This window comes from Buttiauxella sp. AC038 (genome assembly GCF_979253565.1).
In genome coordinates this window covers 1,654,783-1,667,790 of sequence record NZ_CEEDCQ010000001.1, presented here as the reverse complement: position 1 = coordinate 1,667,790, position 13,008 = coordinate 1,654,783, and the positions used below count along the sequence as shown (strand labels likewise).

Genomic DNA, 13,008 nt, shown 5'->3' with positions numbered 1-13,008 from the left:
TATTATCTCTATTAGTGGGGATGATGTTTAAGGCGAGCGGGAAGATAATAGAACCAGCGCCCCAGGTAAGCAAAAACTAAGGCACTTCAATGATTCTGAAATTTCATCTTGTGCGCTGGAAAAAACAACCAGTAGAGCCACATCCAAAACCCGTGTAGAATCGCCCGGTTTTTCTTTTATTGATTACTTTGTGAGCGTGACCTGTATGCAACAACCCCGTATTGGCTTTGTCTCCCTCGGCTGCCCAAAAAACCTCGTCGATTCTGAACGAATTCTGACTGAGCTGCGCACCGAAGGTTACGATGTAGTGCCTAGCTATGATGATGCCGATATGGTTATCGTTAACACCTGTGGCTTTATCGACAGTGCCGTACAAGAGTCGCTCGAAGCGATCGGTGAAGCGCTGAACGAAAATGGCAAAGTGATTGTGACCGGCTGTTTAGGGGCCAAAGAAGATCAAATCCGCCAAGTACACCCTAAAGTTCTGGAAATCACCGGCCCACATAGCTATGAGCAAGTTTTGCAGCACGTTCACCACTATGTGCCAAAACCAAAACATAACCCGTTCTTGAGCCTGGTGCCGGAACAAGGCGTGAAGCTGACCCCGCGTCACTACGCTTACCTGAAAATTTCCGAAGGCTGTAACCACCGTTGCACCTTCTGCATCATCCCTTCAATGCGTGGCGATCTGGACAGCCGTCCGATTGGCGATGTGTTGTCTGAAGCGAAACGTCTGGTTGATGCGGGCGTGAAAGAGCTGCTGGTGATTTCGCAAGATACCTCGGCCTACGGCGTGGATGTTAAACACCGCACCGGTTTCTACAACGGTGAGCCGGTGAAAACCAGCATGGTTAGCCTGTGTGAACAACTGGCAAAACTCGGCGTCTGGACGCGTCTGCACTACGTTTACCCATATCCACACGTTGACGATGTGATTCCATTAATGGCGGAAGGTAAAATCCTGCCGTATCTGGATATCCCTCTGCAGCACGCCAGCCCACGTATTCTGAAGTTGATGAAGCGCCCAGGCAGCGTTGATCGCCAGTTGCAGCGCATTAAGCAATGGCGCGAGATCTGCCCGGATCTGACTCTGCGTTCTACCTTCATCGTTGGCTTCCCAGGCGAAACGGAAGAAGATTTCCAGATGCTGCTCGACTTCCTGAAAGAAGCTCGTCTGGATCGCGTCGGTTGCTTCAAGTTCAGCCCGGTTGAAGGTGCTACCGCCAACGAACTGGCCGATCCTGTGCCAGAAGAAGTTAAAGAAGAGCGCTGGAACCGTTTCATGCAGCTCCAACAGCAGATCTCTGCTGAACGTCTGCAAGAAAAAGTGGGTCGCGAAATTCTGGTTATCGTTGATGAAGTTGACGAAGAAGGCGCGATTGGCCGCAGTATGGCTGATGCTCCAGAAATCGACGGCGCGGTTTACCTCAATGGCGAAACCAAATTGAAACCTGGTGATGTGGTGCGCGTGAAGGTTGAAAACGCGGATGAATATGACCTGTGGGGTTCAGTGGTTTAATTTCTGAATGTCGGATGGCGCTACGCTTATCCGGCATACGAAAAGACGTTGTAAGGTGGATTAGCGCAAGCGACATCCACCTTTTTTATCCTCAGACTACCCTTTGATCTTCGGATCCAGCGCATCGCGCAGCCCATCCCCCAGCAAATTAAACGCCAGCACCGTCAGGAAAATCGCCAGACTCGGGAAAAGAGCCACATGTGGTGCAATCACCATATCGGCTCGTGCTTCGTTCAACATTGCCCCCCATTCCGGGGTTGGCGGCTGTGCACCTAAACCCAAAAACGACAAGCTCGCGGCCGAGATAATTGACGTGCCGATACGCATGGTGAAATAGACCACAATCGACGAAACCGTCCCCGGCAGAATATGGCGAAAGATGATGGTTGCGTCCGAGGCACCGATACTGCGCGCCGATTCGATAAAGGTTTGATGTTTTAGTACCAGCGTATTGCCTCGTACCAGGCGAGCGAACGCCGGAATACTAAAAATGGCGACCGCGATAATCACATTCGACATGCCGCTACCCAACACCGCTACCACGGCAATCGCCAGCAAAATCCCCGGAAAAGCAAACAGCACATCGCAGATGCGCATAATCACCCTGTCCCACCAGCCTTCGTAATAACCAGCCAGCAACCCGAAGAACGTGCCAATCAACGCGCCGATTAATACCGAGAATACTCCTGCGGCCAGCGATATTTGCGCGCCTACCAGCACGCGGCTGAAAATATCGCGCCCGAGTGAATCGACACCAAACCAGTGCAGCATCGACGGGCCGTCGTTAAGTCGGTCGTAATCAAAATAGTTTTCCGCATCGAATGGGGAAATCCATGGCGCAATCAGAGCAATAACAATCAAAAACAGTACGAACATCCCAGCAAACATCGCCACAGGTTGCTTACGCAAGCGGCGCAGAAATTCGTGCCAGGGCGTGCGCACTTGGTTTGGCCGAACTATCGGCATCGCGTTCAGTACCGCCTGGCGGCGCCAGTTAAAGAGTCGCATCCTTACTTGTACCTGATAGCTGGGTTAATGGCGGCGTACAGCAAATCCACCACTAAGTTGATAACAATAAATTCCAGCGAGAACAGCAACACTTCCGCCTGAATCACCGGGTAATCACGCATCTCAACCGAATCCACCAGCAGGCGCCCAAGCCCCGGCCAGTTAAACACCTTTTCGACCACAATTGAGCCACCAAGCAGGAAACCGAACTGCAGGCCCATCATGGTGACAACCGGGATCATTGCGTTGCGCAGCCCGTGTTTGATAACCACCAGCGTTTCGCTCACGCCTTTCGCGCGTGCGGTACGCATGTAATCTTCTTGCAGCACATCCACGAACGAGGCTCGCGTAAAGCGCGCCATCACCGCCGCTACCGCCGCGCCAAGCGTCACCGAGGGCAAAATGTAGTGCTGCCAGCTGTCGGCTCCTACGGTCGGCAACCAGCCCAGTTCGACGGAGAAAACCTGCATCAGCAACATGCCAAGGGCGAATGCCGGGAAAGAGATCCCGGAAACGGCGATAGTCATGCTTAAACGGTCTGGCCAGCGGTTGCGCCAGACGGCAGCAATAATGCCGGTGAACAGGCCGAAAATCACTGCCCAAACCATGCTGGTGATGGTCAGCCAGAATGTCGGCATAAAGCGGCTGGCGATCTCTTCAGAAACCGGGCGGCGCGAGACCATTGATGTGCCGAAATCGCCCTGCAGAATATTGCCGATGTAATGCAAAAACTGCTGCCATAGCGGCAAATCCAGTCCTAACTGTTTACGCACCATCTCAATAACGGTGGCATCTGCTTCCGGCCCGGCAATCAAACGAGCCGGGTCACCAGGCAACATATGGACGAACAGAAACACCAGCACCGCGACAATCAACAGTGTAGGGATAAGGCCCAGCAGACGTTTGAGGAAGTAGTTAAACAATGGCGCTCCATCGAGTTAGGTATTGCGGTGGATGTCGCTTACGCTAATCCACCTTACAACAGCACAGTCCGTTGTTATTTCAAATCCGCATCATCAAAACTAAATCCGGTATCTGGCATCACATAAAAACCGCTAAGGTTTTTGCTGTGTGCAGAAACCAGTTTTTCCACCACCAGAGGCACCCACGGAGACTCTTTCCAGATGGTGTCCTGCGCATCTTTGTACAGTTTCGCTTTGTCATCACGATTGGTGGTTTTCAGCGCTTCAGTCAAATCTTTATCAACCTGCGGGTTGCTGTAGAAAGCCGTATTAAACAGCGTTGGCGGCCAGTTTGATGAGGCAAACAATGGCGATAGAGCCCAGTCTGCTTCACCGGTCGAGGCCGACCAGCCGGTGTAGAACATTCTCACACCGCTCTCTTTCTGCCCTTTGCCTTCTACTTCAGCGGCACGCTGCCCGGCATCCATCGCCGTGACTTTCACTTTAATGCCGACCTGCGCCAGTTGCTGCTGAGTAAATTGCAACACTTTCTGCGCGGTGCTGTGATTGTGCGATGACCACAACGTGGTTTCGAAACCGTTCGGATAACCCGCTTCTTTCAGCAGTTCGCGCGCTTTTGCCGGATCATACGGCCATGGTTTGTATTTTTGCGCGAAGTCGATTGATGGCGGCACAACGCCTTCGGCTGGGGTCGCATATCCGGCAAACGCCACTTTCACCAGTGCCTGGCGGTTAATCGCGTAGTTTATCGCTTCACGTACTTTCGGGTTATCAAACGGCTTTTGCGTCACGTTCATGCTGAGGTAACGCTGCATGATGGACGGTGATGCCACCAGTTCCAACTTGTCGTTTTTCTCAAGCACTCCTGCCTGCTCGTAAGGGATTGGGAAGGCAAACTGCGCTTCGCCGGTTTGCAGCATGGCCGCGCGGGTGTTGTTATCAACCACCGGACGCCAGGTGATGGTGTCGAGTTTAGGCAGGCCCTGTTTCCAGTAACCGTCGAATTTCTTCACCTTCACAAAATCGGTCTGGTTCCAGGTATCCAGCTGATACGGGCCGGTGCCTACCGGGTGGAAGCCAATCTCTTTGCCGTATTTTTTCAATGCAGCCGGTGAAATCATCGCCGTTGCCGGGTGGGCCAGAATATTAATAAACGCAGAGAACGGCTGTTTAAGGGTGATTTTTACCGTGTTTGCGTCAACCGCTTCGGTGCTTGCAATCGCTTTATACAGGTTATAGCGCTTGAGATGATTTTCCGGATTGCTGGCGCGATCAAGGTTCACTTTCACCGCGTCGGCGTTGAAGTCGGTGCCATCCTGGAATTTAACGCCCGGATGCAGTTTGATGGTGTAAACCAGCCCATCGTCAGAAACGGTGTAGCTTTCCGCCAGCACATTTTGCAGTTTCATCTCTTTATCAAGGCCGAACAGCCCCTGATAAAACGATTTTGCTACCGCCTGTGAAAGCGTGTCATTGGCATCATACGGGTCAAGCGTAGTGAAGTTGGATGCAACAGCGACGACAACATCCTTTGCAGCAAATGCCGGTGTGGCGATGACGCTGGTCGCAAGACCCGCTGCCAGCAGCCATTTTTTATTCTCAAATATGGTCATTGTGTTCCCCTGTTTATCCTTGGCCGGAATATTATTTTTACTGGGGCCGGGCGACAAAATGCCCCGGTCCCACATTTACAAGCGTTGCAACCTTCGGTTCACTCCCCAGTTTGTGCGTGCTACTGGGGATGTCATCAGAAAGCAAAACCGGTTTGGGACGACGATGTGCGGGATCTGCAACCGGAACCGCCGCCATTAATTTTCGGGTATATGGGTGTTGCGGGTTTTCAAACACCGCACGTCGTGGGCCTATTTCAACAATTTGCCCGAGATACATCACCGCCACGCGATGGCAAATACGCTCCACCACTGCCATATCATGGGAAATAAACAAAAAGGCGATGCCAAATTCACGCTGCAAATCGAGCAATAAATTGATGATTTGCGCGCGGATAGAAACGTCGAGCGCCGAGACAGACTCATCGGCGATCACCACTTTTGGATTGAGTGCCAGTGCGCGGGCAATGCAAATGCGCTGGCGCTGGCCGCCGGAAAACTCATGCGGATAACGCCACGCATGTTCAGGAAGCAACCCGACTCGCTCAAGCAGCCACGCCACACGCTGCTGCGCCTGCTCTTTGGGCATCACGTTATGCACCAGCAACGGTTCCATAATCGAATAGCCAACGGTCAGACGCGGGTCGAGTGAGGCGTACGGGTCCTGGAAGATAAACTGGATGTCTTTACGCACATGCTGCATGTCGGCATTGGAGAGCGTGTCGATACGCTGGCCGTTGAAGTGAATACTGCCGCCCTGAGTTTCTACCAGCCGCAATAGTGCTCGTCCGGTGGTGGACTTGCCGCTGCCCGACTCCCCCACCAGCCCCAGCGTTTCACCTGGCCATAAATCAAAACTGACATTTTCTACTGCATGTACCCGGCTGGTAACCCGGTTAAAAATACCGCTGCGAATATCGAACCGCGTAACCAAATCACGGACTTGCAGTACCGGTGTTGAGCCAGGTTTGATGGTGTCTTGCTCCGTTTCCGGCTCGGGGTTATTAAGGTTTTCGGGGTCAATGAGCGGAAACTTGCAGGGTAAATCGCGGCCATTCATGGCGCCAAGGCGGGGTACTGCGGCCAGCAATATTTTGGTGTAAGGGTGTGTTGGGGCATTGAAAATTTGGTCAACCGTGCCGGTTTCAACCGCTTTGCCGCGATACATCACCAGCACACGGTCGGCGATATCCGCCACCACGCCCATATCGTGAGTGATAAAAATCACCCCCATTTGCATTTCATCTTGCAGGACGCGAATCAGCTGGAGGATTTGCGCCTGGATAGTCACATCCAGCGCAGTAGTGGGTTCATCGGCAATCAGTACCGCGGGGCGACATGAGAGTGCCATGGCAATCATCACACGCTGGCGCATGCCCCCTGAAAGCTGATGCGGGTAGCGCCCTAAAATAGCTTTCGCCTCTGGGATACGTACCCGTTCAAGCATGCGGCGCGCTTCTTCCATCGCCGCGTGTTTATCGAGCCCTTGATGCAAACGAATAGACTCGGCGATTTGCTCGCCAACCGGAAACACCGGGTTTAGCGATGTCATCGGCTCCTGAAAAATCATCGCAATATCTGCACCGCGCACATGGCGCATTTGCGATGAGCTTAACTCTGCTGGTTCAATCACCTGGCCATTTCGGCGGCGCAGCAGGACTTTTTCGCTTTCGACAATGCTCGCTGACTTATTCAGCAGGCGCATTAACGCCAACGCAGTGACTGATTTCCCTGAGCCAGACTCCCCGACAATCGCCAGTGTTTCTCCGCGATTTAGCGTAAATGACAGGCCCGACACCGCCTGGGTATCGACTTTTTCCTGGCGAAAGCTAACGTTGAGTGCACTGACAGATAGCACTTCATCTTCGGGCAGTTCATGACTATGGGGCATCAATGCTCCTGGCTACTATAGATTCCAACGCTTGGAGCATCGCCTACATAACCGTAGCCGCGATACATTCCTTCGCTGTTAAAAGGCAGTGCCACATTGCCCTCGTTATCGATGGCAATCACTCCGCCGCTGCCTTCTAGCGCCGGGAGTTTTTCCATCACCACTCGTTCTGTCGCCTGATGCAGGCTGAGACCAGCATATTCCATCAGAGCTGCAATATCGTAGGCCGCCAGCGTCTTCATAAACACTTCGCCGGTTCCAGTACACGAGACCGCAACGTTTGCGTTATTGGCGTAACAGCCTGCGCCAATAATGGGTGAATCCCCGACGCGGCCCGGCATTTTGTTGGTCATGCCACCCGTTGATGTAGCCGCCGCCAAATTGCCATATTGATCGAGCGCGACGGCACCGACGGTGCCAAATTTGGTATCCGGGTTAATCGGCTCGCCGCCATCATGATCCAATACGGTTTGCTGGTTTGCGCGGGCACGCTGTAGTTGATCCCAACGTTCCTGTGTGAAAAAGATGTCCGGTGATACCGGTTCAAGGCCGTGCTGCTCGGCAAAATTTTCCGCCCCGCGCCCGATGAGCAGCACGTGCGGGCTGTGTTCCAGCACCTGGCGAGCAGCCAGCACGGGATTGCGAATATGGCTGACACCCGCCACCGCTCCGGCTTCGAGGGTATTGCCGTCCATGATGCAGGCATCCAGCTCGTGCGTGCCGTCGTGAGTAAACACCGCACCGGTTCCTGCATTGAACAACGGGCATTCTTCGAGTAAGCGCACGGCTTCCGTAACGGCATCAAGCGCACTGCCGCCAGCGGCCAGCAATGCCTGGCCCGCCTCAACGATTTCCGACAGCGCTTTAATGTAGAGCAGCTCTTTTTCGGGGCTAAGTTGCGCACGAGTGATGGCTCCCGCGCCACCGTGAATCGCGATTACTGCTTTGCTCATTTCGACATTGCCTTGTCAGAGTTCGTTGTATTGTCGGAGTCCGTTGTGTTGTCGAATGGCGCTGCGCTTATCCGAGCTACGGAAACTACGAAAGCTATAAATATCAGAATAGTGACTGTTAACTAATACGATTTTTGAATATAGAAAGATGTAAATGTGATGTAAAGGGAAATGGCGCCTTGGGTTACTCCTCTTACCCTAAATAATTCGAGTTGTGGGACAAAAGGCTTCAGCCTTTTGAACAGCGCTTGCGCTGGCCCCAAAGGGGCGAGGCTTCGCCGAGTAACGCGGCAAGGGAGCTACAAATTTGTCTGGAACAAATTTGAACGCTGCTTGCAGCGTCCCCAAAGGGGTAAGGCCCATGGATGGGCCGCATAATCCCCAGGAGCTTACTTGAGTAAGTGACTGGGGTAAGTAAGTGCAGCCAACACCCCCACAACTTGAAGTATGACGGGTATATCAGCCAGCGGCGTTTCTCTGCCATAATGTCCGACATATTTTTCCCGCGCCGCAGGAGCTTTCATGGAATTTACCGCCGGGCTTATCCCCCTTGAAACCGCAATGGAACAGATGTTGTCGCGTATTGTTCCTGTCACTGAATCTGAGTCCATCCCTTTGTTGACGGCTTGTGGGCGCATTACCTCCCACCCTGTCACGTCGCCAATCGATGTACCGGGGTTTGATAACTCAGCAATGGACGGTTACGCGGTGCGCCTGAAAGATATCGCGCTGGGCACGGCGTTGCCTGTCGCGGGGAAAGCCTTTGCCGGGCAGCCGTTTGCAGGCGTCTGGCCTGAAGGCACCTGCATCCGCATTATGACCGGCGCGCCTGTACCGCCAGAAACCGACGCCGTGGTGATGCAAGAAGAAGCCACAGTGACCGAAAGCGGTGTGCGTTTTAACGAAGCAGTGAAAAACGGACAAAACGTGCGTCTGCGCGGTGAAGATATTCGCCAGGGTGCGAGTGTGTTACCCGCGGGCAAAAAACTGACTGCGGCTGAGTTACCGCTTATTGCCTCTCTGGGTATTGCTAATGTTGCAGTACTGCGCAAAGTTCGCGCCGCCGTGTTCTCAACTGGCGACGAGCTACAACTGCCAGGCACTCCGCTTGGCGACGGTCAAATCTATGATACCAACCGCCTTGCGGTGCATATCATGCTCGAACAATTGGGCTGCGAAGTTATCGATGTAGGCATTATCCGTGATGACCCCGAAGCGCTGCGCGCCGCATTTATTGAAGCCGACAGCAAGGCCGATGTGGTCATCAGCAGCGGCGGCGTTTCTGTGGGTGAAGCGGATTACACCAAACAGTTGCTCGAAGAGTTGGGTGAAGTCGGTTTCTGGAAACTGGCGATTAAGCCGGGCAAACCTTTTGCTTTCGGTCGTCTGACAAATAGCTGGTTCTGCGGCCTGCCGGGCAACCCGGTTTCCGCGGCACTGACGTTTTACCAGCTGGTTCAACCGTTGCTTGCCAAACTCAGCGGCGAGCAAGGCAATGCCCTGCCGCCACGCCAGCGCGCGCGTACCGTCGGGCGTTTGAAAAAATCGCCGGGCCGTCTCGATTTCCAGCGCGGCATCATGCGCAGGGGCGAAGACGGGCAATTAGAAGTATTGAGCACCGGCCACCAGGGTTCGCATATTTTCAGCTCATTTAGCCAGGCCAACTGTTTTATCGTGCTGGAACGTGAGCGTGGCAATGTTGACGCAGGCGATTGGGTTGAGGTTGAACCATTCAACCACCTGTTCGGGGGCTAAAGATGAGCGCTGAATTAAGCGACCAGGAAATGCTGCGCTATAACCGCCAGATTATTCTGCGCGGTTTTGATTTCGACGGGCAAGAAGCGTTGAAAGCTGCGCGTGTATTGGTTGTTGGGCTTGGCGGGCTGGGTTGTGCCGCCGCCCCGTATCTTGCCGCTGCCGGTGTCGGTCACCTGACATTGCTGGATTTTGATACCGTGGCGCTGTCGAATTTGCAGCGCCAGACGCTACATCGTGATGCCACTATCGGGCAGCCTAAAGTGGATTCCGCACGAGATATGTTGGCGGCGATTAATCCGCATATTCAGATTGAAGCGGTGAATGCGCTGTTAGACGAAGCGCAACTGTTGGAGCTAACCGCACAGCATGACCTGGTGCTCGACTGCACCGATAATGTGGCGATTCGCAACCAACTTAATCAGTGCTGTTTCACCACTAAAAAACCGCTGGTTTCCGGTGCCGCCATTCGCATGGAAGGGCAAATCAGCGTCTTTACTTATCAGGATGGCGAGCCGTGCTACCGCTGCCTGAGCCGCCTGTTTGGCGAGAATGCGCTGACCTGTGTGGAAGCCGGGGTGATGGCCCCGCTAGTAGGCGTAATTGGTTCGTTGCAAGCGATGGAAGCCATCAAGCTACTGGCAAACTACGGCACACCAGCAAGCGGAAAAATCGTGATGTACGATGCGATGACCTGCCAGTTTCGCGAAATGAGACTGCCGCGAAATTCGCAATGCGAAGTGTGTGGTAACTAACAGGCAGATGGCAGCTTAGCATTCTGCTGCCATCAACCTTTTCGCGCATTACCAGCTGATTCGAATACCTACATTCCCGCCGGCACCATAGTTATCACTCGGATTGTGCGGGCTCGCCTGAACGCCAACTTTGCCATAAACCGCGTAGCGCCCATCGTTCCAGTCCAGTGTACCGCCCACGCCAAGCGCAATTTGCGTGCGGGCATCGCGAGAGCTGAATTTCACCTCTTCAATCTTAACGGTACTGCCGTCCGCCATTTCCTGAAGCACATCCAGGTTCACATGCACGTAGCTACGGGTTTTAGTGTCGTCCTTCGTCTGCCATTCGGCCCGGTGATCACCGCTTACGCCCAGCCGCGCCAGCAAACTATCGCCATCTTTAAGTGAAACTTTGCTGCCAAAGGTGTCGTCAAAACTATCAAAACTCACTCGTGACCATACCAGTTGTGCCTGTGGGGTGATGGCATAACCGTTTCCCGCATCAAGACGCCAGCCGCTCTCCACTGAACCAGCATAGCCTTTACCTTTGTTATCCGATTTCAAAGACGTGCCGACGGTACTGGAATTAAGATCACTATTGAAGAACATCATCTGCACTTGGCTATCCACATACAGGCCGTTATTTCCATACCATGTGAGCGTCAATCCCGGGCCGTAACCAGTGGTGTCGATGTCACCACTTCCTGAATATGCGCTAATATCGGCATTGACCTGTCCGTAACTAAAATTAACACCTCCTGTCAGCAAGCCATTGTGGTTATCAACGATTGCACCATCGACACCCGTCTGCATTTTCCAGAGGTTTATTTTACGATCGGCATCGGTGGTGGAGGCAACAGGCTGATTTTTGCTGTAATTGCCTTCCATCCGCCCCCAGGCACCGATTTTCTTATCATCCGCAATATCGCCAACGCGTTCCTGCAAAGTGGGAACTCGATTAAGTTCAGCGAGAACCTGCGGGTACTGCTCATAAAGTGCAGCCCCTGGGTGGTAACGTTGCGGCGCAATTTCATCTGGCCCTTCAGGAATGACAGGGAAAACAGGCACGCCAGGGGTTACCACACCAGGTTCTGGTGTTTCGACCACAGGTACGCCAGGGGTTGGGGTGCCAGGCTCAGGCGTACCTGGCGTTGGCACTTCCGGCAATGGCGCGACAGGTTGTTGCGGGTCGCTAAGATCGGAGGTCAAATACCACCAGCGCCCGGTGCCATATTGAAGGGTTCGAAATGCATAGGCATACGCTCCGTGCACCACAGCCTGTTCCCCTTCGGGCGTAGTAAAATCACCCTTAAGCTTAAAGGCATTGCCGTCGGAAAGCTGTGCGGCATAAATCAGAGGAATGCCGTTTTCGGTAAAGCCACCTTCACCCCCCAGGTTAACGATCTCGACGTGGGTGTCGCCTGTTGCACTCCCGGTAATGATCAGCCGGTCGGCAGGGGAATTATCACCGCCAAGGACACTTTCCATCACCAGCGTGCCACCCGCACCGTGGTAATCCCCATCGATAGTTAATGTGCCGATGGAATTTCCTGGGGAAATTGTTCCGCCGTTAGTGGTATTGCCGACGCGCCCATTTCCTTCAAGCACACCACCGGAAAGGAGAGAAACCGTGGCCTGGGACATATCGCCGTTGACGCTTAACGTCCCGTTTTCACGCGCCTGCAAGGTGCCGGTGAAATCACCATGGTCACTGTTTAAATGTGTTGTACCTGCCAGCGAGTCAATGACGAAATTACCCACCAGCCCGGTGTCAGACCCCACTGCATTATCCCTGGCGCCATTAAGAGTGCTGTCCAGGACATAATCTTGCGAAGAGTGATTAAGCAGTAGGGTCGCGTTCCCCGCTCCGCCTGAAATTCTGTTGGCCTGAATGATTCCGGGTGCAAGGGGAGTGGCACCTTCCAATGCCCCCACCACCATTATTCCTGTGCTTCCAGCGTCCCTGGCAATGATTATGTTGTTTACGGAGAGCGCCCCTTCATCACTAACCTGCACGGTTCCTTGTCCAGCCAGGCCAACGAGCAGTTCGCTGTTTGAGTCCCATTTTGATCCTGGCCCCGTCACGTGGGCAAAACCATTCGAGCCGCTACTGACCCCTAATTGCCCAGTAGAGTTGTTAGATACGTATCCACCATCACGGACCGTCATACTACCGCTACCGTTGCTCCCCACGACAAGGAAGCTGTTGTTAACCAATTTTGAACCAGGCCCTGAAATAAGCACGGTACCCGACTCTCCAGATTGGGTACCCGCCGTCATAGTAAAGGCATGTACGGATCCGCTGACGCCATTTTCAGACAAAATGTTTAGTGTGCCGTTGTTCATTAAATTGCCAATAAAACCATCCACTTTCCATTCATTTGGGCTGGATGTGTCATCAGGGTTTTGTGCGCCATGAGTAAAAGGAACCGTAACGGTTTGGCCGTTATTAATTATTGCCGCCAGAGTTGAAAAAGAAAGCGGGATAATGATTAGTGGCGTAATTAATTTAAAAGAATTTGCCATAAGATTATCGAGCTGAAAATGAAATTTATAAAATTGACCAGACATGACATTTACCTTATGTAGATTAGTCTCACTTCCCATGTGAAATA

9 protein-coding genes are annotated in these 13,008 nt (G+C 53.1%); 3 read left to right on the top strand and 6 right to left on the bottom strand.

Annotated features, from left to right (window positions below; translation table 11 throughout):
• Positions 1–205 precede the first annotated feature (205 nt).
• The gene (rimO, locus tag AC0IXI_RS07980; RefSeq protein WP_064512424.1) at positions 206–1,519 is read left to right on the top strand and encodes a 30S ribosomal protein S12 methylthiotransferase RimO; all 1,314 of its coding nucleotides are present in this window, start codon (positions 206–208) and stop codon (positions 1,517–1,519) included.
• Positions 1,520–1,615: 96 nt separating this feature from the next.
• Here rimO and gsiD read toward each other — a convergent pair whose 3' ends face one another.
• From gsiD to iaaA, 5 genes are all read right to left on the bottom strand, one after another.
• Positions 1,616–2,527: a glutathione ABC transporter permease GsiD gene (gene gsiD, locus AC0IXI_RS07975; protein ID WP_413498630.1), complete on the bottom strand. Its 912-nt coding sequence runs from the start codon at positions 2,525–2,527 to the stop codon at positions 1,616–1,618.
• A gap of 2 nt (positions 2,528–2,529) precedes the next feature.
• On the bottom strand, positions 2,530–3,450 hold the full coding sequence (gene gsiC, locus AC0IXI_RS07970; protein WP_134185275.1) for a glutathione ABC transporter permease GsiC: 921 nt from the start codon (positions 3,448–3,450) through the stop codon (positions 2,530–2,532).
• A gap of 74 nt (positions 3,451–3,524) precedes the next feature.
• Positions 3,525–5,063, bottom strand: coding sequence for a glutathione ABC transporter substrate-binding protein GsiB (gene gsiB / locus AC0IXI_RS07965; protein WP_154154843.1), 1,539 nt, complete (start codon positions 5,061–5,063; stop codon positions 3,525–3,527).
• A gap of 37 nt (positions 5,064–5,100) precedes the next feature.
• On the bottom strand, positions 5,101–6,951 hold the full coding sequence (gene gsiA / locus AC0IXI_RS07960) for a glutathione ABC transporter ATP-binding protein GsiA (RefSeq protein ID WP_471682203.1): 1,851 nt from the start codon (positions 6,949–6,951) through the stop codon (positions 5,101–5,103).
• On the bottom strand, positions 6,951–7,904 hold the full coding sequence (gene iaaA, locus AC0IXI_RS07955; protein ID WP_471682202.1) for a beta-aspartyl-peptidase: 954 nt from the start codon (positions 7,902–7,904) through the stop codon (positions 6,951–6,953). The genes gsiA and iaaA overlap by 1 nt, the downstream gene beginning before the upstream one ends.
• A gap of 522 nt (positions 7,905–8,426) precedes the next feature.
• Here iaaA and moeA point away from each other — a divergent pair.
• On the top strand, positions 8,427–9,659 hold the full coding sequence (gene moeA / locus AC0IXI_RS07950) for a molybdopterin molybdotransferase MoeA (protein ID WP_471682201.1): 1,233 nt from the start codon (positions 8,427–8,429) through the stop codon (positions 9,657–9,659).
• A gap of 2 nt (positions 9,660–9,661) precedes the next feature.
• Positions 9,662–10,414, top strand: coding sequence for a molybdopterin-synthase adenylyltransferase MoeB (moeB, locus tag AC0IXI_RS07945; RefSeq protein WP_471682200.1), 753 nt, complete (start codon positions 9,662–9,664; stop codon positions 10,412–10,414).
• Between the two features lie 48 nt (positions 10,415–10,462).
• Here moeB and AC0IXI_RS07940 read toward each other — a convergent pair whose 3' ends face one another.
• The gene (locus AC0IXI_RS07940; RefSeq protein WP_471682199.1) at positions 10,463–12,919 is read right to left on the bottom strand and encodes an autotransporter outer membrane beta-barrel domain-containing protein; all 2,457 of its coding nucleotides are present in this window, start codon (positions 12,917–12,919) and stop codon (positions 10,463–10,465) included.
• Between the last annotated feature and the right edge of the window lie 89 nt (positions 12,920–13,008).

Excerpts from the sequence above, each read along its gene's own strand:
- AC0IXI_RS07940 (WP_471682199.1), bottom strand. The coding sequence starts at position 12,919 with ATGGCAAATTCTTTTAAATTAATTACGCCACTAATCATTATCCCGCTT.
- gsiD (WP_413498630.1), bottom strand. The coding sequence starts at position 2,527 with ATGCGACTCTTTAACTGGCGCCGCCAGGCGGTACTGAACGCGATGCCG.
- moeA (WP_471682201.1), top strand. The coding sequence starts at position 8,427 with ATGGAATTTACCGCCGGGCTTATCCCCCTTGAAACCGCAATGGAACAG.
- rimO (WP_064512424.1), top strand. The coding sequence starts at position 206 with ATGCAACAACCCCGTATTGGCTTTGTCTCCCTCGGCTGCCCAAAAAAC.
- moeB (WP_471682200.1), top strand. The coding sequence starts at position 9,662 with ATGAGCGCTGAATTAAGCGACCAGGAAATGCTGCGCTATAACCGCCAG.
- gsiA (WP_471682203.1), bottom strand. The coding sequence starts at position 6,951 with ATGCCCCATAGTCATGAACTGCCCGAAGATGAAGTGCTATCTGTCAGT.
- iaaA (WP_471682202.1), bottom strand. The coding sequence starts at position 7,904 with ATGAGCAAAGCAGTAATCGCGATTCACGGTGGCGCGGGAGCCATCACT.
- gsiB (WP_154154843.1), bottom strand. The coding sequence starts at position 5,063 with ATGACCATATTTGAGAATAAAAAATGGCTGCTGGCAGCGGGTCTTGCG.